This window comes from Sulfurimonas sp. (genome assembly GCF_050296975.1).
GTDB lineage: Bacteria > Campylobacterota > Campylobacteria > Campylobacterales > Sulfurimonadaceae > Sulfurimonas.
Window position 1 is genome coordinate 290072 of the sequence record NZ_JBNKRX010000023.1, and the last position, 21999, is coordinate 312070.

The 21999-nt window shown below is 34.7% G+C and carries 17 protein-coding genes; 11 read left to right on the plus strand and 6 right to left on the minus strand.

Annotation, left to right across the window (positions count from 1 at the left end):
- The first annotated feature begins 9 nt into the window (after positions 1-9).
- Both ACQY56_RS07685 and ACQY56_RS07690 read left to right on the plus strand, forming a co-directional pair.
- Positions 10-510 (plus strand): nucleoside 2-deoxyribosyltransferase, encoded by a 501-nt coding sequence (locus tag ACQY56_RS07685; protein WP_428738731.1) that lies wholly within the window; start codon positions 10-12, stop codon positions 508-510.
- The gene (locus ACQY56_RS07690) at positions 507-3134 is read left to right on the plus strand and encodes an ABC transporter substrate-binding protein (RefSeq protein WP_428738732.1); all 2628 of its coding nucleotides are present in this window, start codon (positions 507-509) and stop codon (positions 3132-3134) included. Before ACQY56_RS07685 ends, ACQY56_RS07690 begins: the two co-directional genes overlap by 4 nt.
- Here the strand turns inward: ACQY56_RS07690 and ACQY56_RS07695 are convergent.
- Genes ACQY56_RS07695 through lpxB form a run of 3 tightly spaced genes read right to left on the minus strand, consistent with a single transcriptional unit; the run spans position 3073 to position 6173 of the window.
- Positions 3073-3294 carry a hypothetical protein gene (locus ACQY56_RS07695; protein ID WP_428738733.1) on the minus strand — a complete coding sequence of 74 codons (222 nt, stop codon included), beginning with the start codon at positions 3292-3294 and terminating at the stop codon, positions 3073-3075. The genes ACQY56_RS07690 and ACQY56_RS07695 overlap by 62 nt on opposite strands.
- Before the next feature lie 11 nt (positions 3295-3305).
- A complete protein-coding gene (gene dsbD / locus ACQY56_RS07700; protein WP_428738734.1) occupies positions 3306-5069 on the minus strand; it encodes a protein-disulfide reductase DsbD in 1764 nt (587 codons plus the stop codon).
- 60 nt (positions 5070-5129) lie between these two features.
- Entirely contained in the window at positions 5130-6173 is a 1044-nt protein-coding gene (lpxB, locus tag ACQY56_RS07705) for a lipid-A-disaccharide synthase (RefSeq protein ID WP_428738735.1), read from the minus strand.
- Between the two features lie 64 nt (positions 6174-6237).
- On the opposite strand from lpxB, the gene ACQY56_RS07710 reads away from it, so the two are divergent.
- Positions 6238-7401, plus strand: coding sequence for a dihydroorotase (locus tag ACQY56_RS07710; protein WP_428738736.1), 1164 nt, complete (start codon positions 6238-6240; stop codon positions 7399-7401).
- On the opposite strand, the gene tgt is transcribed toward ACQY56_RS07710, so the two are convergent.
- Positions 7398-8516: a tRNA guanosine(34) transglycosylase Tgt gene (gene tgt / locus ACQY56_RS07715; protein WP_428738737.1), complete on the minus strand. Its 1119-nt coding sequence runs from the start codon at positions 8514-8516 to the stop codon at positions 7398-7400. The two genes, ACQY56_RS07710 and tgt, sit on opposite strands and share 4 nt — an antisense overlap.
- A 129-nt stretch (positions 8517-8645) precedes the next feature.
- Between tgt and ACQY56_RS07720 the strand changes: the two genes are divergently transcribed.
- Positions 8646-9188 carry a hypothetical protein gene (locus ACQY56_RS07720; protein WP_428738738.1) on the plus strand — a complete coding sequence of 181 codons (543 nt, stop codon included), beginning with the start codon at positions 8646-8648 and terminating at the stop codon, positions 9186-9188.
- A 45-nt stretch (positions 9189-9233) separates the two neighbouring features.
- Here ACQY56_RS07720 and ACQY56_RS07725 read toward each other — a convergent pair whose 3' ends face one another.
- Entirely contained in the window at positions 9234-10052 is an 819-nt protein-coding gene (locus ACQY56_RS07725; RefSeq protein WP_428738739.1) for a DUF3050 domain-containing protein, read from the minus strand.
- Positions 10053-10187: 135 nt separating this feature from the next.
- Here ACQY56_RS07725 and ACQY56_RS07730 point away from each other — a divergent pair, with 135 nt between their 5' ends.
- The 4 genes from ACQY56_RS07730 to ACQY56_RS07745 all read left to right on the plus strand — a co-directional run bounded on the left by ACQY56_RS07730 (position 10188) and on the right by ACQY56_RS07745 (position 13526).
- On the plus strand, positions 10188-11048 hold the full coding sequence (locus ACQY56_RS07730) for a hypothetical protein (protein WP_428738740.1): 861 nt from the start codon (positions 10188-10190) through the stop codon (positions 11046-11048).
- A gap of 70 nt (positions 11049-11118) precedes the next feature.
- The gene (locus ACQY56_RS07735; protein WP_428738741.1) at positions 11119-11529 is read left to right on the plus strand and encodes an ATP-dependent zinc protease family protein; all 411 of its coding nucleotides are present in this window, start codon (positions 11119-11121) and stop codon (positions 11527-11529) included.
- A 10-nt stretch (positions 11530-11539) separates the two neighbouring features.
- Positions 11540-12472, plus strand: a complete 933-nt coding sequence (gene rimK, locus ACQY56_RS07740; RefSeq protein ID WP_428738742.1) for a 30S ribosomal protein S6--L-glutamate ligase — start codon at positions 11540-11542, stop codon at positions 12470-12472.
- Positions 12473-12476: 4 nt separating this feature from the next.
- Positions 12477-13526 carry a succinylglutamate desuccinylase/aspartoacylase family protein gene (locus tag ACQY56_RS07745; protein WP_428738743.1) on the plus strand — a complete coding sequence of 350 codons (1050 nt, stop codon included), beginning with the start codon at positions 12477-12479 and terminating at the stop codon, positions 13524-13526.
- A 2-nt stretch (positions 13527-13528) separates the two neighbouring features.
- On the opposite strand, the gene ACQY56_RS07750 is transcribed toward ACQY56_RS07745, so the two are convergent.
- Positions 13529-13927 (minus strand): ester cyclase, encoded by a 399-nt coding sequence (locus ACQY56_RS07750; protein ID WP_428738744.1) that lies wholly within the window; start codon positions 13925-13927, stop codon positions 13529-13531.
- A 152-nt stretch (positions 13928-14079) separates the two neighbouring features.
- On the opposite strand from ACQY56_RS07750, the gene efp reads away from it, so the two are divergent.
- From efp to dnaE, 3 genes are all read left to right on the plus strand, one after another.
- On the plus strand, positions 14080-14646 hold the full coding sequence (gene efp, locus ACQY56_RS07755; protein WP_428738745.1) for an elongation factor P: 567 nt from the start codon (positions 14080-14082) through the stop codon (positions 14644-14646).
- A 310-nt stretch (positions 14647-14956) separates the two neighbouring features.
- Positions 14957-18190, plus strand: coding sequence for a beta strand repeat-containing protein (locus ACQY56_RS07760; protein ID WP_428738746.1), 3234 nt, complete (start codon positions 14957-14959; stop codon positions 18188-18190).
- A gap of 155 nt (positions 18191-18345) precedes the next feature.
- Entirely contained in the window at positions 18346-21969 is a 3624-nt protein-coding gene (gene dnaE / locus ACQY56_RS07765) for a DNA polymerase III subunit alpha (RefSeq protein ID WP_428738747.1), read from the plus strand.
- The last annotated feature ends 30 nt before the right edge of the window (positions 21970-21999 follow it).

Below are 21999 nucleotides of genomic sequence, written 5' to 3' on the forward strand. Positions count from 1 at the left end.
GGATTTTCTATGAAAAAAGTGTATATCGCTGGACCAGATGTATTTGAACAAGATTCAATAGAGATTGGAAAACAATTAGTCGCATTATGTAAAGAGTATGGTTATGAGGGGTTGTATCCGCTTGATAATGTTGTAGATTTTTCACAAGAAAAACATAAAATTGCAAAAGATATATTTGATGCTAATGTAGCGATGATTGAAAAAGCTGATATAGTGATAGCAAATCTAAATCAGTTTCGAGGAAAAGAGGCTGATAGTGGAACTGTTTGGGAATGTGGATATGCAAGTGCATTAGGAAAAGAAGTGTATGGGTATATGGAAAATACAAACAATTATATCGATACCTTTGAGCACTCAGAGAAGTTTCAAAGAGAAGGGTATGAAGTTGATAAATATGAAAGATTGATTGAAGATTTTGATCATCCAATCAATCTTATGATAGCTTGTTCTGTAAAAGAGATTATAGAGGGTAGTTTTGAAGATGTATTAAAAGGTTTAACACAGGAATGAAGTACCTTCTAATACTTTTTGTATTTTTTTTCTCTTTAAATGCACAAACAATAGAGCCAAAAAAGCTTGATGAAGTATCTTTACAGTTACATTGGAAATATCAGTTTGAGTTTGCAGGGTTTATTGCAGCCAAAGAGAAAGGTTTTTATGAAGATGTTGGGCTTGATGTTGAGTTAAAAGAGTACAAAACAGGGACAAATATAGAAAAAGATGTTTTAAATGGAATCTCAACATATGGAATCTACAATTCATCTACGCTTATAGATTATCTTAAAGGAAAACCTCTTAAACTTGTTGCATCTTTTTTTAAACGTGCAGCTTTAGTTTTAATTGTTAAACCAACTATTCAATCGCCACAAGATTTGGTTGGGAAAAAAATCATGTCATCAACAAAAGAGGATTTTGTACTTAATTTTAAACCTTTTTTAGACAGTTATAATGTCAATGTCAATGTAGATGAGATGTTTTTAACAAACCATACATATTCTATAGATGATTTTGTCAATGGAAAAGTTGATGGTATGACAGCTTTTATCTCTGATCAAGTTCATCAATTAAATCATAGAGGTATCAAGTACAATATTTTAGACCCAAGTAATGATAATCTTTATGTTTTACAAATGGAGCTATTTACTTCTAAGTTTGAAACACAAAATCATCCTACAAGAGTGATAAACTTTAGGAATGCTTCGATCAAAGGGTGGCAGTACGCTTTAGAACATGAAGATGAGATTATAGATATTATCCATAAAAAATATGCACCGTATATATCAAAAAACGACTTACGCTATGAGGCAAAAGGGGTTAAAAAACTGATACTTCCATACACTTATGATATAGGTGCTGTAGATAAAAACTTTTTAAATAAGCAAATGGCTTTTTTTAAAAAACAATATAGCCTCAATCCATCAAAAGAGTTAGATGATTTTATATTTAATTATGAGTATATTGATAAAACTTTATTGTTCTCAGAAGAGGAAAAGAGGTATGTTAAAAAACATTCTGTTGTCAATGTTTGTATAAAACATGATCAGTTTCCAATTGATGGGATGAAAAATGGAAAAATGACAGGGATTATGTCTGACATTTTTAATGATATATCTCAAACAACATCGTTAAGTTTTGAACCTATCTATGTGAGTTATGAAAAAGATTTAGAAAATAAGCTTGAAGATAATGAATGTCAAATTCTTTCGATATATGAAAAGAGTGCAACACAATATTCTATGCTTAAACAAACGACACCTGTCACAAGTTTTCATTTTACATTGATTAGTAAACTTGATAAATCTTTTGTTAGCAGTTTGGATAAGTTGAAAAACGAGATTATTGTTGTACAAAAAGAGTTATATAAACAACATCTTTTATCATTGTATCCATATCTTCATATTGTCGCTGAACCAAATAAAAATAAAATGGTAACAATGGTAAAATCATCTAAAATTTATGCAATCGCTTCACTCGATTATCAAGCAGATTATATAATCGATAAATATGGGTATGGTGAGTTAAAGATAAATGGATTTTTAGCCAAAGAGTCTCCACTTCAAATCAGTATCGGTGTGCAAAAAAATGATCCTGTTCTCTATAACATCATCGAAAAAAGTCTAAAAAAAATATCTAAAGAGAGAATAGAAAATATCTTAAACGAGTGGAGAATAACGAGATACCAACAAACGATAGACTATATGCTTGTTTGGAAGATAGCATTTTTTATGGGATCGATTTTACTTATAATGTTTTATTACCAAAGAAAATTGAAACTTTTTAATAAAAACCTAGAAAGTAAAGTGAAACTCCAAACAAAAAAACTCATAGAATACAATCACTCTCTAGAAAAAAGTGTGCAGGAAAAAGTTGAAGAGTTAATTGAAAAAGATGAGATATTAACATCGCAATCAAAACAAGCAGTTATGGGTGAAATGATCTCTATGATCGCACATCAGTGGAGACAGCCACTCAATAATATCACGCTCCAGATAGCAAATTTACAGCTCAAAAACCTTTTAGAAGTAAAGATAGATAAAGAGGAGATGGAAAAAACTTTTGAGGAGATTAACTCTGCGATTATGTATCTCTCAGAAACTATTGATGATTTTAAAACATACTTTCGTAAAGACAAAGAGTGTGTTGATGTGGCTTTGGAAGAACTTATCCATAAAGCTATCAATTTGATAAAACCAAGAGTTGGCAATATTGATATCCATGTTGATATATATGATGATATAACTATGCAGGTATATGTTAATGAATTAGTACAAGTGCTGTTAAATATTTTAAATAATGCAATTGACGCATATAAAAACTCAACTTCAACAAATAAAAAGATAAATATTTCACTCAGAAATCAAAACAATATGTATATTATAACTATAGAAGATTTCGCTGGTGGGATAAAAAAAGAGAATTTAGAGAGACTATTTGAACCATATTTTAGTACAAAAGGGAAAAATGGAACAGGGCTTGGATTATATATGTCTCAAATGATTATTGAGAAACAATTTTCTGGAACAATCACTGTTGAGACAGAAGATATAAGAACAATATTTAAGATTAAGTTACCTATATCTTGCCCTGTTTTACCATCGAAAGCACAAGAGGGATATTCAAACCATCGTTGTTAAATCCCTCATCGTGACACGCTTCACATTTATTGCCCATTGGGCAATCTTCATTGTCTAAAATCTCTTGTAAAGTTTGAAAGTTGTTTTTTTTAATACACTCTGCAATATCCTTGACATTCAAAGAGTTACATATACAAATTTCAGTATCTAAATCTATCATTTTTTCCTGACTTATAGTGTATTAAGATGTTCTAAAAATTTTTGTGGTTCTGTAAAACCAACAACAGTTTTAGCTTTGAGAGGCTGAAGTTCTTGATCGAAAAAGATGATAACTGGTGGTCCAAAAACACCATATTTTTTACTTAACGCCTTTGCAGCTTCATCATTTGCAGTAACATCTGCACGAATGAGTACAAACTCTTTTAGTTTTGTCATAACTGCACTATCTTGAAAAGTTACTTCATCAAACTCTTTACAAGCAGTACACCAATCAGCAGAGAAATCTAGCATAATTTTTTTGCCGTTGTTTCTCTCTAAAACCGCGTCAAGTTGCTTGATGGATGTGACTACTTCAAATTTTAGTTCTTCTTGAGAAGTAGTTTGTGTAGTCGATGCTTTTGAGACTAAAAAACCAAGAGGCTCAGTCATACTTGGTTTACCTGCTAAAAAACCTGCAAAAAGTGCTAGTGAATAGATGAATACTATAAAAGCAACTGTTCTTTTAAGTACATGGCTCTCTTTATCAAATGCACCAAAATAGATAGCAAACCCGATACCCAAAATCGAGTAAAGCAGGGCCGTTACTTCACTAGATACTACTTTATCAAGCATCCAGATTGCAACACCAAGCATAAGCACACCAAAGATAGCATTGACCATTGTCATCCAAGCACCAGGTTTAGGCATAAATTTTCCAGCACTAACCCCTACTAAAATAAGCGGTAATCCCATCCCAATACTCATACTAAAAAGTGCTACTGCACCAAGAAGTGCATCTCCAGTTTGTCCAATGTAAACAAGTGCACCTGCAAGTGGAGCAGCTACACAAGGACCTACTATGAGTGCAGAGAGAAATCCCATAATTGCAACACCGATAAAACCACTTTTAGATGAGTTTTGACTTGCACGTGAAACGATTGCATCTGGGAGTTTTAACTCATAAAATCCAAACATTGAGAGTGCCAAAGCTACAAAAATTCCAGCAAATGAGTAAACGACCCATGGAGTTTGCAGAGCTGCTTGAAGATTTGAGCCAAATAGACCTGCTAAAACTCCCGCTATTGTATATGCAACTGCCATTGCTAGAACATACACAACAGAGAGTGCAAATGCTTTTTTGGTTGTAAGACCTTCACCTTGAGAGATAATTACACCAGAGATGATAGGGATCATAGGAAATACACAAGGTGTAAGTGAAAGGAGGATTCCAAAAACAAAAAAAGTAGCGATGATAACTAAAAATCCGCTGTTTTTGATCGTATCTGAGATAAGATCAGTTTCTGATTTTTCTTTTTCAACGTTTTCTACTTTAATAGGTGCTAGGACTTCCAATGTTTTTGGGGTTGTTGCTAAGAGTTTAGAAGTATCAACTTCCAAGTCAAACTCTTTACTTAATGGCTCATAACATAAACCCTGCTCAGAACACCCCTGATAGGAGAGTTTTAGTTTAATATTTTTTACTCCAGCATCTCCAGAATCTTGTAATGTTACAATAAACTCAGGTGATTTAAGATAAACCATATCCCCCATATGCTCAACTGGTGTTGGTTTTTGAATATCTTTGATCGAGACATCTTTTGGATTGATGATCTCTATTTTAAGTTGCGCATCATAAACATATATCTCTTTGCCTAGTTTTATCCCTGTAACTATTTGGGCATTGTCATTTACTTTTGCATAGGGTTGAAAAGCTTGATCTGGCATCAAAAAATCTGCTGAAAAAGCGAAGCTAAAAGAGAAGAGTAAAATAAGTAAAAATTTTAAAAAAAAGTTCATATATATCCTAATTGGCTAAATTTGAAAAAAAGTATATCACATATTTGTGTAGGGATTGTGTTACTCTTTTATAAGTTGTGCTACTCTTGAAGCAGAACCATGTTGTAAATACTCCCTTAAAAGAGCTGAGTTTTGTAAAAAATTGTCTCTATTATAGTTGTAAAAACTTTCGAGTAAGTTTGCTTTTGTCACTGTATCTTGTAAAAATTCTGGATGAAGTGTAGTGCCATTGTATTTTTTTAGCAAAATGTTTCCAAGTCCTACATAATAAAGTTTTACAAGACGACTTCCTATGAAATAATCAAGTGATTTCGCTTTATAAGCAAGTATAAAAGGTGTGCCAATGAGTGAAGCTTCAAGTGTTGCAGTTCCACTACATATAAATGCAAAATCAACATCGTAAAGTGTTTTGTGAGTATCGTGAGAGATATTTATCCCCTCTAGATCGCCATAAAGTTCTTGTACTTCTTGATCTGAAAAATGTTTTGGAATTACGATTGTTGCATCAACATTTAAAGTGTTGATGAGTTCTCGAAATACAGGCATTAAACGTTTTATTTCACTTTTTCTGCTTCCTGGTAAGTAAGCAACAGAATTTATAGTTTCATTTAAACTCTCTTTGAAAACTGTTATTTGATCAAGGAGTGGATGTCCAACATACTCAATATTTGCCTCTTTTGGATAATACGATGGTTCAAATGGTAAGATGGAAGCGAGTTTATCGATCGTCCTAGCTAAAACAGGTATACGTTTTTTCTTCCACGCCCAAGCTTGTGGCAAGATGTAGTAGATGATCTCTTTGTCTGGGTACTTTTTTTTGATCTTTTTAGCGAGTGGTAGATGAAAACCTGATGAGTCAATCAAAAGTACTTTGTCTGCATCACGTGATAATTCTACCATCTCATCTGCAAGTTTGAAAAAAAAGCGAAGTTTTTTTATGGCATCAACTAATCCCATGATAGCTAGTGATTGTAAGTCAATGATCGGGTCTCCTAAGTTTTTATCGAAAATACCGATAAACTCAACATCATCCCCCAACTCTTTTTTGAGTGAAGTTAGGTGCACATTTGCTGAGTGTTCAAGAGCAGATACTAAAAGTTTCATAGACAAACACCTCTTAAGCCTTTTTTATTTATAATGTCGTAATTATATCAGAAGGTTATATGAGATGGTTATAACAAATGCAATAGTATGCGATGTTGATGGCGTAAAAGAGTGTGATGTAAAGATCGAAGATGGTGTGATCGTTGAACTTGGTAACACCTTGGTAGATGATGAAATCATTGATGCAAAAGGCTCGTATCTTATCCCATCGTTAGAAGATAAAAATATAAGTTTACTAGATGCAACACTAAATGCAAAAACTATTCATGCCATTGCCGATGAAGCAAAAAGCGGTGGTGTAGGGCGTATAATCATTAACCCAAACACACAACCTCCGATCGATAACACTATCGCTTTAGAGTATGCACAAAACAGTATAAAAGATATAGACGATGTAGCAATCGATCTGATGATAAATACACTTCAAGATGATTTGAGCCTCTCAAATATTGCAATTTTGCTCAAAAAAGGTGCAGCAGCTCCATATATGAGTACTATTGCAAAAAACAACATAGCAATTAAGATCGCAGAATATGTGAAGATGTATGACACAACACTTTACTGTAAAGCAGAAGATAACTCTCTGATAAATTCTGGTGTTATGTTAGATGGAGATGTAAGTTCAAACCTTGGTCTCTCAGGAATTCCAGAGCTTAGTGAAGTGTTGCATGTTTCTCGCATGATCGAGATTGCTAGATATTTTGACATCAAGATACTTTTTAAAGCTATAGCATCGCCAAGAAGTATTCAACTGATCTCAAAAGCAAAAAAAGAGGGTGTAAGAGTTTCTTGTGAAGTCTCGATCCACCATTTAGTGCGCTGTGATGAGTCGTGTAGAGATTTTAATACAATCGCAAAACTAAACCCACCGTTAGCTTCAAAAAGCGATATGAAAGAGTTGCAAGAGTTACTTAAAAATGGCGAGATCGATACACTTACAACACTCCATCAACCAAACTCACCTGTAAATAAAGAGGTAGCGTTTGACGATGCAGCATATGGATGTTCAGCGTTAGCGGATGCATTGCCACTCTACTACACAAAACTTGTAAAAAGTGGACTTATTGATATGCAAACACTTTTAAAACTAACAACGAATAGTGCAAAGATAAAAGTAGGAAGTAAAGCTAACTTAGTGTTGTTAGATACAACAAAAAGCTACACAGTGAACAATTCTGATTCGCTTTATAACTCTGAAGAGTTGTTTGGAGAAGTTAAAAGTATTTAACTTCTTTTAGCGTAAAACTCCGCTTTGTACTCCGCAAAGCGATCTTCTAAAATCGCTTCACGCACTTCCCTCATAAGATTTAAATAGTAGTGTAAATTATGGATAGTTGCAAGTCTAAAGTAAGCGATCTCACGACTTCTAAAAAGGTGGTTGATGTATGCACGTGAGTATGTTTTACATGTTATACACTCACACTCTGGATCGATTGGGGTTGGGTCTTCTTTAAAAGCTGCACCTTTGATGTTGAGCTTTCCAAATGAAGTAAATAGCGTACCGTTACGAGCATTACGTGTTGGCATAACACAGTCAAACATATCGATTCCACGTTCAATGTTTTCTATCAAATCTTCTGGAGTTCCAACACCCATCAAGTAACGTGGTTTATCCTCTGGCATATACTGCGTAGTGTGCTCAACTGTGTCGTACATATCTTGGTTGGCTTCCCCCACACTAAGCCCACCGATCGCAAAACCATCGTAAGGCAGGGCACATAACTCCGTTGCACTTTTTGTACGGTACGCTTTATCCGTTCCCCCTTGGATGATCGCAAATATGTTTTGATCTACGCCGATACCCTCAGCTTGTTTTGAGCGAAAATACTCGATCGAATCCTGCGCCCATTTTGTAGTACGCTCGATGCTAAGTTTGATACGTTCTTGTGTATTTGGCAGAGCGATGAGATCATCTAAGATCATCATGATATCTGAGCCAAGATTGAGCTGAATATCGATCACTTTTTGAGGAGTGAAGAAGTGTTTGCTTCCATCGATGTGGCTTCTAAACTCGATCCCATCCTCTTTTGGTTTTGACATATCTGAGAGTGAAAATGCTTGAAAACCGCCGCTATCTGTTAAAAAACTTTTTGGATACTTTGTAAAACCGTGAAGTTTTCCCATTTTTTTAACTGTTTCATCCCCAGGACGTAAGTACATATGATAAGTGTTTGCCAAGATGATTTCAGCGCCTAACATATCTAAAACATCATGAACATCGAGAGATTTTACACTTCCAACAGTGCCTACTGGCATAAACACGGGAGTTTTTACAGTTGAGTGTGCAGTTGTAAGTGTAGCAGCACGAGCCTTGCCACTTGTAGCTTCGAGGGTAAATTGCATAGATTGATTTCCTAAAATTGGTAACTTTTTTTGAAATTATACCATTTATAGAAAGTGGGTGATTTTTAGAAAATATCAAGTTGAATTTTATATAATTATCATAGAGATTAATTTTAGTGGGGGTATTGTATGAAAAAAATAATGTTAGTGTTGGTATTGTTGTGTAATGTGTATGCTTTAGATTCTATGAGTTCGATTCCAGATGAACAAAAACAGGTTGTAAACAGAGTTGTAAAAGTACTACAATTGCCAGCAAATAAAAAGTCAACAGAACTAGTCTTTAATAAACTTTCTGATTTTTTTAGTAAAAACTGGTCTTCTCATTGGACTACAAATACTACAGGAGCAGATTCAAAGATTAAAAATAGTCAAACACAAATATGTGATATGACTATCTATAATGATAATAGAGTAGTAAATATTACATTTGTACACTTCAAAAAAGAGAAACAGCTTTTTGTAACAATTAAACAGTATATTGAAGCTGAGTCATCACTTGTTCTAGAGTTATACAATAAAAGAAAAAAAGATGATGCGTATACTATAGAAAATGAAACTGACAACTATGCATATTTTCAGGAAAAAGGGTATATGAGTTATGAAACCCATCATATAAAATCACCTGTCGGTATGGTTGTTTATGAAAGTTCATATATTTTAAATGTGGAATAGTATTTAGTAGAGATAATCAAAAATCCTTTTCTGATTTTTGATTATTTAAAAAGCTGTAATACTTTTACGTGAGTAGGCCGAGAAAGCCCTGTTTTGCTCTATAACCTCTAAAACCCCATCCCAAAACTTTATACGAGCTTCGATCGCTTCGATAGCTGCTTTTTCAGCTTCTTCTGTTTTTTTGGGATCGTTTTCACAGAGTATCTCTAACATTTTGAGTGACATTGGTCCATGATGATCGCTGTCTAGTTCTATATGGCGTTCTAAGTAGTAGTGAAAAACCTCTGTATTTTCACGTTTTATTCCCATCTTTTCTATTAACGAGCGAAACATTTTAGGGATGATGTGCTCACGTCCAAGTGCAAAAGCAGCAGCAACTAGATGAGGTTCATTGCTATCTATAAAGCCAAATGTTGTTTGCATAAATTCTACGGAAGCTAGAGGTGCGATATTTGCATTTAGTGCATTTTTAACAGATGAGTTTTGCACACTTTGTAAAAATGAGTAAATATTTTGAGAACTACCAATTTTTACCTCTTCCATTGCTTGGGTATACAGGCTAAAATGACTTGCATATGTTGGAGTGCCATCAGCTAAAGGGATTCCAAGATCAGTTTCCTCCTCAAGGATAATGTCGTTTATAAATCTTTGTATATCAGAGTTTGCCCTTGGCATCCACGGTGTTTGTGAAGGTGCAAAGCAGTTTTGCAGGTACTTTGCCAAAGACATAAAGTCCCAAACAGAATACACATGATGTTGCATAAAAAGGGTTAAATCATCCATATTTTTGACAGCTCCATATACAGGATGCTTCGCTAACTTTTCTCTGTAAACTGCTATCTCTTCTAAGGGGAAGGTTGACATATTTGTACTCGCTCTTTTTTTGTTCACATTCTAGCATGAATTTTTTTAAAGTTTTAAACTAGCTCTAAAAAGTCCTTGAGATTTAAAGGTAAGGGTGTTATAAGGGTATATTGTATTTTATGGTAAGGAGCTACTATGAAAAGAGTTATAAAGATATATACTGAGCATAAAAACAGTATACAGTTTTACATCCGTAGTGTTGTACAAAATTTTCAACCAGCTTCAAATAACACAAGTGATTTGCATCATATTTTTGACTTTGAAAAATCGGCGCAGTTTATATATAGTGTAGATCAATATTTTATACAACAAACTCCATCTATAGGCAGACGGGAAGTCTATGAAGAAAGGGATGGAGCTGATAAATCTTTTTACTTTAAATGGGTAAGTTTTAAAGATGAACCTATTCACATTAGTAACCCATATTTGCATCATGTTACTGGACAGCCTATGTTGACAGCAGTAAAGCAAGTAGAGGATGATTTTTTAGTGATTGATTTTGATATATTGACTCTTTTGAGTGAGTTACAACTTATCGAGCACAATAGTATGTTTACCAAAGTCAACACTGTTATTATGGCTGGAGGTGGTTTACTTCTAGGATTAGTTTCTGTGTTTTTAATTCTTTATGGAGGGTACATATTTGTAGAGATGTTATTTAGCCATTTCAAAGGAGATAATGTGATGCACGATATTTTTACATCTATCATATCTATCACGATTGGACTTGCTATTTATGATCTGGCAAAAACCATCATAGAAAATGATGTATTGTTTAAAACATTTAATTTTGGAAATGATTTACAAAGTAAAACATTAACTAAGTTTTTGACATCTATTATTGTGGCACTCTCTATAGAATCTTTAATGGCAGTGTTTAAAATAGTACTTGATGATTATAGTAAATTGATAAATGCTTTTTATCTTGTTGTAGGGGTAACTTTGCTTATAGTTGGTACAGCAATTTTCAATAAAATGTCACTCAATAAAAACTAACTGTTTTATAGTAATAACTTTCAGAAAACTGGTGCTATAATGTCTTCAAAGTCGGCTTATGGAAATAAATATGGGAAAAAAGATAATTGGGAGACAGGAGAAGATATCTATTTTAGATTTGGAGTTATTTGATCTTGATGCAAAGGTAGATACAGGTGCAGATTCAAGTGCCCTACATTGCGATCATGTAGTAGTGGAGGGTGACATAGTCAGTTTCACTCTTCTAGATGATGTACATGAGGCATATAATAATAAACGTTTTTCATTGCCTATTTATAAAATCAAAAAAGTGAAAAGTTCAAACGGAGAGTTACAAATCCGCCCTTCAATTAAAGTAAATGTAGAATTTTTTGGAAAAAAATATAAAGGTGTGATTTCACTTACAGATCGTAAAGATATGAAGTTTCCTATGTTGATAGGTAGAAAATTTTTAAAAGATAAGTTTTTAGTAGATGTAGCTTTAGAGTACGTCGCAAAATAGAGGAAAAAATATGAGAGTTTATGTACTATCGAGAAATGAAGAGCTATATTCAACTAGAAGATTAGTAGAAGCTGCTAAGCAAAAAGGTTGGGAAGTTAGAGTTGTAGATTTTTTAAAATGTTCTATAGAGATTATGAAGGGGAATTTAGAGATACACTACGAGGGGGAAAAATTACCAGTTCCTGACGCAATTATTCCCCGTATAGGTGCAAGCCGTACCTTTTATGGAACTGCTATGGTGCGACATTTTGAGATGATGGATGTCTTTACTACATCAGGTTCTTTGGCAATCAAAAGAAGTAGGGATAAATTAAGAAGCCTACAAATCCTTTCAAAAAATGGTGTAGATATGCCAAAAACTGTTTTTGCATCAAATAAATCGAGCGCAAAAGATGTGATAGCTTTAAGTGGCGGTGCACCATTAGTTCTTAAAATTTTAGAAGGTACACAAGGGGTAGGTGTTGTTCTTGTAGATAGCGAAAAGGCTGCAAAATCTGTACTTGATGCTTTTTATGGAATGGATGTAAATTTGCTTGTACAAGAGTTTATAGAAGAAGCTGGTGGAGCAGATATACGTGCATTTGTAGTAAACGGAGAAGTGGTTGGTGCTATGCGTCGCCAAGGTGCTGAGGGTGATTTTAGATCAAATCTACATCAAGGAGGCAGTGCAGTAGCACATAAACTGACACGTAAAGAGCGTGCAACTGCACTAGCAGCGGCAAAATCTATGGGACTTGGTGTCTGTGGTGTAGATATGATCCCATCAAAACGTGGACCACTTGTTATGGAAGTAAACTCTTCTCCAGGATTGGAAGGGATTGAAAAATCAACAGAGTTAGATATTGCAATAAAAATAATGGACTATATCGAAGCAAATGTAACACCTGTAGCACAAGCACCAAAAAAGAAAAAAAGAATTAAAAAAGATAATATTGGAGCATAAATAGGTGAAAAATGAGCGCTTAATTATTGGCGGTGTAGAGATAACAAAAGGGAGTTCTACTACGATTAACATCCCTTTACCAAAACACTACAATACTCCAACAAATCTTTTGTTAAATGTGATATGTGGGAAAAAAGATGGTCCTGTTGTTTTTATCAGTGCAGCTATTCATGGAGATGAGCTTAATGGAATAGAAATTATAAGACGTCTAAAAAAGCTCAGTATATTAAAAAAGATACGGGGGACTTTGATACTAGTACCTGTTGTAAATGTGTATGGGATGATGAATCTCTCACGCTATTTGCCAGATAGACGTGATTTAAACAGAAGTTTTCCAGGAAGCTCAAAAGGCTCACTTGCAGCTAGAATAGCAAAGATATTTTTTGAAGAGGTTGTTTCAAAATGCTCACTAGGGATAGATTTGCATACTGGCTCCATCCATAAAATAAACCTACCTCAAATACGTACAAATTTAGATAATGAATATACAGCAAGATTGGCAAGAGTATTTGAAGCTCCAGTAATTTTGCACTCTGAACTGCGTGATGGTTCTTTGCGAGCTGAGGCACAGGATCACGGTGTCCCAATCCTTCTATATGAAGCAGGGGAAGCTTTACGTTTTGATGAAACATCAATTCGTATTGGTGTCAAAGGGATTGTTAATGTACTGCGTGAAAATGGAAACTTACCAAAAATTACGAAAAAAACTAAAAGTAAAACACCAATTACAACACGACAAAATAAATGGATACGCTCAAGTAGTAGTGGAGTTTTAAGAACTGTAAGAGCTTTAGGTGAAACAGTATATAAAGATGAAGTTTTAGCGTATGTAGATGATCCACTTAATGAAGATTCAACAGAGATAGTAGCACCATTTAGTGGTGTTATTATTGGAAAGTCACAAATTCCTCTAGCACAAGAGGGAGATGCGATCTTTCATATAGCCAATATAGCAAATCTTAATCTTGCTGAAGACAAGATCGAGTACTTTAGTGAAAATGCTATTGAACATAGTGAGTTTTTTGAACTCAATAATGAAGAGATTATTGAGTAAACTTAACTCTGTAATTGTTTATAGAGTGAATTAAGATCGCCTAAAACATTTATAGAAACTATTTTATCATTTCTAAATTGGAAAAATGCAGCACCAGAGTAGTTAAATCTATTGCCAGTCGCTTCAAACTCTTGAATTTTTCCAACATGTTTTCCAGTGTATGTAACATATACGGCAGCTAATGCATTTTCAATTACTGTAATCTCAACAGCATGATACAAATCGCCAAATACAGAAGTAAGCATTTTCGCATATTCTTTAAACTCTGCTATACCATGTGCAGTTATATCTAAAGAACCTCGAAAACTAATGTTCTCATCGAGAATCTGTTCTGCTTTATCAAACTCTTTTTTATTCCACATATCGTAGTATTTTGTAATAAGGTCTTTGTTTGTTGCCATAAGTGATTTCTCCTACATAAAAAAAGGTACATAAGCTTGTCCTTCTCAAACTCAAAGTTAGGGCTACATGTAAAATGGAATTATACAGCATAAAATTTATTTCTAAGCAGTTTTTTTATACAATGCCTAAAAATTTCTAATAAGGTGTTTTTATGGCAACAATTGGTATGGGAGATATCAAGAAAAACGTACGTCTTATCATAGGTGAAGTACCGTACAAAGTTGTAGAGTTTCAACATGTTAAACCTGGTAAAGGTGCAGCATTTGTTCGTATGAAAGTAAAAAGTTTCTTAAACGGAAAAGTGGTTGAAAAAACTGTTCATGCAGGTGATAAGTTTGAGGTTCCTGAAATTACTTACAAAACTATGCAGTATCTTTATGATGATGGTGAGATGTTCCAGTTTATGGATAATGAAACATACGATCAAATAGGTCTTACCCATGAACAGTGTGATGATGTTTCAATGTGGTTCAAAGATGGTATTAGTGTAGATATTGTATTTTACAAAGGTGAAGCTATTACAGTAACACCACCAGAAACTATGGAGCTTGTTATTGCAGAAACACCCCCAAACTTCAAAGGGGATACTTCAAGTGGAAGTAAAAAACCTGCAACTCTAGAAACGGGTGCAGTTATTCAAGTACCTTACCATGTTTTAGAAGGTGACACTGTAAAAGTAAACACTGTTGAGTGTGAATACTTAGAAAAAGTAAAATAACCCCTTTTTTTCTTTCATTTTTTTGATATATGTCACTATTTGACATATATCAAATATTTCTTCATTTTTTTTAACAAATAATTTTAAAACATTTTTTCATTTTATTAACCTTTGTTCTGCCCCCTAAATAAAGATATTTCAGAAGAAATCTTAAATCGCAGTCTATAACTAATTCTAATATTTATAGTTCTATTTAAAATATTTATAGTTCTATTTTATTATTTATTAATGTTTAAAAATATAATATACCGCAATGTAAACCGTAAAATTATATATTGTTTACAAATATTAATATTAAGGAAAAGATACAATGAAGTTGTCACATAAATTGTTATCAATTGCCGCAGCAACGGTATTAACTGCTACTTTAACAGGCTGTAATAGTGATACTAGCACTAGTACAAGTGATACTGGATCAGCTGCACAACATATTACAAATCCAAAGGGGTCTGTGACTGGATTGGTTCAAGATACAAATGGTAACCCACTTGCGGGTGCTACAATCTATTTAGCGGGGAAATCTACTACAACAGATGCAGGTGGTGTATATCTCTTCAGTGATGTTCCTGTAACAAATACACAATCAACAGGTTCAAGTACAGAGGCTACACAAGCACTTTCTATTACAATCGTACCACCAACAGGATATATCGGTGCAACAGTAACAGTTACACCATTAGCACAAATCAATGGTGCTGAGGATAGTTCAACAAATGCTGTTGAAACATTTATTGATGGTTACATTGCTTCAGCAGGTACAGCAGTACTCCCAGCTACAGATTCAACTGTAACAGGTGTATTACGTGATGCTAATACTGGAGAGCCTTTAGCAAGTCAAGAAGTAGATTTTGAATTTACTTATGGTGGAACTTCAGGTGTAGCACAAGAACAAGAACAAGATGGTGTAACAACTTCTTACGCAGTATCTACATACAAAGTAACAACAGGGACAGATGGTTCATTCTCTTTTGCTTCACTTCCAAGTGATTCATATTTTACAGTATTAGTACCTGGATATAATGTTTCAAAATCATTTAGTTCAACAGGTGAAGATCAAATTACTCTTGGAAATGTACTTGCTACTGCTATTACTGCATTAGATACTGTTCATCCTTATATTGTTAGTGTAGATAATGTTATCTCAAATAGTTCACGTGCAATGTTAGATGATGATACACGTGATACATTTGTAGTGAATTTTTCTGAAACTTTAGATGCTTCAAAAATGGAACTAGCAGGAAACTCTTTATTACTCTATACTGGAGCAGCTGGTGCTTTACAATCTACTAGCTATACAGCTTCTATAGATTCAACAAATAAAATCATTACAGTTTCAACTACAGCAACATTAAATGATGGTGATTATGTAGATATCTTATTTTTAAATGCGGATGTTGCAGATACTTCTGCAAATACACTTACTTTAAATGGTGATATTGCATATGACTCTACTGTAAGTAACTATACAAAAGTTCAACTACAAATCTTTGAAGAAGCAGATACAAATGCATCTGCAGCAACAAGTTATTCACAATTAACTAGCGATTCATTAGGTGAAGATGATGATGAAGCTGTACAAGCTAAATCAGATGCTTTTACAGATGTTCTTGATGAAACAGCTGGTTTCCAACAACTTAATAGTGCAGATGATGATGATGGACTAAATGGAGCTGATTCAGCTCAAAGACTTAATGCTTTAGCACAGGCATTAGGAGCTAGTGGTGTAACTGTTGGACAAACTCGTATAACTTTTACTCCTACAGGTGCTTATGGTTACTTTGTACAAGTAACAGACAAATCTGCAACTGCTAAAGTTCAATCAAATGTAATAGGTGTTACTGATGCCCTTACAGATAATATAGACACAACTAATAGTGCAGATTTTGATGGAACAGCTACTTTAACATTACTTCCAACAGATACAAATCCTGTAGAAGTATATCTTTCAAATGTTGAACCAACAGATATCGTAACAATTACACCGTTTGACTCATTAGGTTATATGGGAACTGCAGTGACAATTACACTAGAAGATAATGTTGCACCTACAACAATTTTACAAAAATCTTATTTTGCAGGTACTGCAACATCTGATGAAAATAGTTCTGGTACAGTAGTACAATTTGGTGATGGTGGTGAACTAGCAGATACAAATGGAGAGTTAGTAGTAGGTACACCATATTTAGCACTTAATAACTCACTTTTAGATAATGAAGATGCTTCAGGTGAAAATGTTTCTACAGGTGTAACTCCTGATCAAACTTTAAAAACTGAATTATTTGACTTAAGTGTTATTGATGATGATACAAGTTTACCATATATAGATGGAACTGGTGCTTATGATGCACAAGCTATCGCTGCATTTAACCAAGATTCTGCACTTGCAAGAACAATGGGTGTTGCATTTTCTGAAGATATTGAAACTATAGGTAGTACACCTACATTTAATGGTACAGCTACAGTAGATGGATGGACTATTAATAATGATGTTATTATCAATGTTCATGGTCAAACTGTAAATGCTGATTTAATTGATATGGATGTTTCAAATATTTTAACTTTAGCAAACACAGATCATAACTCAGTAATTGATTATTCTGGTATCACTGATAGTACAGGTAATGCTGCATCATCTGCAACAAATGCTGCAGTAGTTATTAAAGATGAGATGGCTCCAATGGTACTTTCAGCTACATATAATGAAAGTTCATCAAATGTTGTTATTACATTTAATGAGGCTATTGCATTAACAGATTCTGCTACGTCACCTGCGGTAAACAGTGTAGTGGTTTTATCTAATGGTGCAACAGCAACTTATAGTGCAAGTGCAACAGAGAACCAATGGTCACTTAATAGTGATGCAACTGTGTTAACTATTCCAGAAGCTGCATTTGATAGTACAGTTAATAGTCGTACACAGTGGTCAGCAGCAGCTTATCCATACCCTGATGATAACTATGGTCAAGGTACTGATGTAGATGTAAATCATTTAGGTTTAGATTTTAGTGCTATTTCAGATGTTCATGGCAACAGCTGGGATTCTTATGCTACTAACACTGGTACAAGAGCAACAACAGCACCATATTTTATGATAGCTGAGATTCCATCAAACTTTGGTGCAAATATTCCTACATTTGGTGCAACAGATACTACAACTAATGCACAAACTGTAACTTGGACATTTAATCAACCTATCAGAATCGATAATGCAGCAGATATCTTTTATGGTGTAACTCCAAATGCGTCAGGAGTATATATAATTAGTGCAGCTACTGATTTATCGGCTATTCAAGATGCATTTACTGGTGTAATTGATCCTGATGGTGCAGAAACATTAGATGCTATCACTAATGCTGATGTTTCTAACCCTACAATGTTAACTCTATCAGCAAATAGAAAAGTAGTAACTTTACGTTTTACTACTACTACTGACTTAACAAGTACATTAGATGACATCGTTAGATTAAATACTAAAACAATTGTTTCAGATGGTGATATTGACCAATCATTATCTGGTGAAGGTGTAAGAGCAGCAGCTCAATAAGCTTTTATTAAAGTCTTAGCGCACTCTGCGCTAAGATTTGTGTAAGAGGTTATCGTGTTTTTTATAGTTCTCCTTGTTTATATAAAGCTATAAATCATTTTAGTATAACCTCTGAAACTAACTTTATGTTAAGTGAAAATTACTATAATTTCTCTATGTCAAAATATCCATTCACTCACTTACATTTACATACAGAATATTCACTCCTTGATGGTGCAAATAAGCTCTCAAATCTAGTCTCACGTATCAAAGAACTTGGTATGACCTCTGTCGCAATGACCGATCATGGAAATATGTTTGGTGCTATTGATTTTTATAAACAGATGAAAGATGCTGGAATTAAACCAATCATCGGTATGGAAGGGTATATCCATAACGGTGAAACACTTGATGATAAGTCTACAAAACAACGTTTTCATATCTGTTTATTTGCTAAGAATAGAAAAGGGTATGAAAACCTCATGTATCTCTCTTCACAAGCATTTATTGAAGGATTTTACTATTTCCCACGTATAAACAAACAAGTACTTCGTGAACATAGCGATGGAATTATATGTACATCTGCATGCTTACAAGGGGAAGTAAACTGGCACCTAAATTTAAGTGAGAGAAATCTAAAATTTGGTGCAAAAGGGTACGATGAAGCTAAACGCATCGCTTTGGAGTATAAAGAGATATTTGGGGAAGATTTTTATCTTGAAATTATGCGTCACGGTATTGGCGATCAGTTAAATATTGATGAGCAAATTTTACAAATCTCGCAAGAAACAGGTATCAAGGTAGTTGCTACTAATGATACCCACTACACATTCCCAGATGATGCACAGTATCATGAAGCGTTTATGTGTATTGGAATGAATAAACTCTACGATGATCCAAACCGTCTGCGCCACTCTGTGCATGAGTTTTACATTAAGTCCCCTGAACAGATGGAGCGACTTTTTGCAGATATCCCTGAAGCATTACTCCACACACAAGAGATCGTGGATAAGTGTGAAGAGTTTGAGCCGATCGTAAAAACTCCTACACCACCGCATTTTAAATTTACTAGGGAGTATGCTAAAGCTGAGGGGTTAGATATTGACAATGAAGATGATGCTCCATTACCAGCTGATGCAAGTGACGACGATAAGAAAAAATGGTTCAGCACGGCAGATAAAAACGATGCAGACTACTTTGCTTATAAATGTAGAGAGGGGCTTGAAAAACGTTTAGAGATAGTTCTGCCAGAGCGTCATCAAGAGTATAAAGATCGCCTAGAGTTTGAGATCGATGTTATCAACTCTATGAAGTTCCCAGGATATATGATGATCGTTTGGGATTTTGTTAAAGAAGCCAAAAAAATGGGAGTAGCTGTAGGTCCTGGGCGTGGGTCGGCTGCTGGGAGTTTAGTTGCATATGCTCTGGAAATTACCGACATCGATCCGATGAAATATGATCTTCTTTTTGAGCGTTTTTTAAATCCTGAACGTGTAAGTATGCCCGATATCGATATGGACTTTATGCAAGCGCGACGTGGGGAGGTAATCGACTACGTAACGCGTAAATATGGACGTAATCAAGTAGCACAGATCATCACTTTTGGTTCACTTTTGGCTAAAGGGGTTATACGTGATGTCGCCCGTGTTTTAGATATGCCACTAAGCCAAGCTGACAAGATGGCAAAACTGATCCCAGATGAGCTTGGAATTACTCTCAATGGAAAACATAAAGGTGGTGAGTTTCATGATGGAGCATTTCAAAAGGAGCCAAAACTTCGTGAACTTATAGATACAGACCCACAAGCTGCACGTGTTTGGGAGTTTGCTAAAAAACTTGAAGGTTTAAAGCGAAACTCTGGGATGCACGCAGCGGGTGTTGTAATCTCAAACGAAGAGCTTTGGAAAAAAACACCGATCTATAAGCCATCGGGTGAGGATACATTTGTTACACAGTATTCACTGAACTATATGGAAGATGTTGATCTAATTAAATTCGACTTCTTAGGTCTAAAAACGCTTGATGTAATTGATAATGCCAAAAAACTTGTAAAAATGCGCTACGGGCGTGAAGTTGACTGGACACAGATTGATGAGAATGATCCAAAAGTGTATGAAAATATCCAATCAGGAAACACGATCGGGATGTTCCAGATAGAGTCTAGCGGTATGCAAGACTTAAATAAACGCCTAAAACCTTCAAACTTTGAGGACTTAATCGCCGTTCTTGCACTCTATCGTCCAGGTCCAATGGAATCTGGGATGTTAGATGACTTCATTGAGCGTAAGCATGGGCGTAAAAAAGTGTACTATCCGTTTGAAGAAGTTAGTTTTGACATCCTAAAAGATACACTTGAACCAACCTATGGAATGATCGTTTACCAAGAACAAGTTATGCAAATCGTACAAACTGTTGGTGGTATGAGTCTTGGTGGTGCAGACATTGTTCGTCGTGCTATGGGTAAGAAAAAAGTTGAAGAGATGCTCAAGTATAACAAGCTTTTTAGTGAAGGTGCACAAAAACTTGGACTTGATTACAACAAAGCAAGTGAACTCTTTAAACTGATCGAAAAATTTGCAGGATATGGTTTTAACAAATCGCACTCAGCTGCATATGCAATGGTAACATTCCAAACTGCATGGCTAAAAACTTACTATCCAAATGAGTTTATGGCTGCACTTTTAACATCTGATAAAGACAATACAGACAAAGTTGTCCGCTACATAGATGAGCTAAAACGGATGGGGATAGAGCTTAGTCCTCCGGATATTTGTGATTCACAGTTAGAGTTCTCGGCGATTGAGAAAGATGGGCAAGATGTTGTACTTTTTGGGCTTGGTGCAATCAAAGGAGTAGGAGGTGCGGCGATTCAGTCTATGCTCCAAGAACGCCGTGAAAATGGGGACTATAAATCTCTGCAAGACTTTGTAAATAGAATAGACCCAGCAAAAGTAAATAAACGTGTAATTGAGAGCGCCATTAAAGCTGGTGCTTTTGATAGATATAACTACTCTAGAAAAGCATTACTCGATCAGGTTGAAGAGATAGTAGAGACTGCAAAAAAAGCGAATGAAGCAAAGAAAAATGCGATGGGTTCTCTCTTTGGCGATGATGCAGAGATCACGACAGTTGAGTTAAAACTGCAAAATTGTGAAGAGTATGAGTTAAAAGAGATACTTGAATTTGAAAAAAACACTTTAGGTTTTTACGTATCTGGTCACCCGATGGATAGTTACCGTGAAGAGTTAGACAAATTAACGTACTCATTATCTTCAGAGATAGAAACAATTAAAGATGGATCATATGCGATTTTTATAGGGATGGTAGAAGAGATTCAAAAGAAGATGTCGAAAAAAGGGAATCCTTTTGGTATAGTAAGTCTTATGGACTTTCATGGAAACATTGACATTATGCTTTTTGAAGATAAACTTAAAGAGCTTGAAGATATGGATTTAACCGAGCCTGTAGCATTTAAAGTAAAGATCACCCATACAGAGATGTTTACACGTATCGGGGTAACAAAACTAATGTCGCTCAAAGATGCTAAAAAAGAGTGCAAAAAGGTAAAAACTGAAGTTCAAGAAACTCCATTGGAACCTATAAACTTAGGTGTAAGACTTAGTGAAAAAACAGATGTTTTAGAGCAACTCTATACACTCATACGACAAAATCCTGGAAACAGAGAGTTAAAAGTAACAATTATTTCAAAACTGCATAATGTTGTGATCGATTCTTCGATCAAAGTTGGAACATCACTGATCTCTGCACTTGATGGGAATGAGAATATCGATATTTTATAAATATCGGTATATTTCTTGCATAGTCGTTTC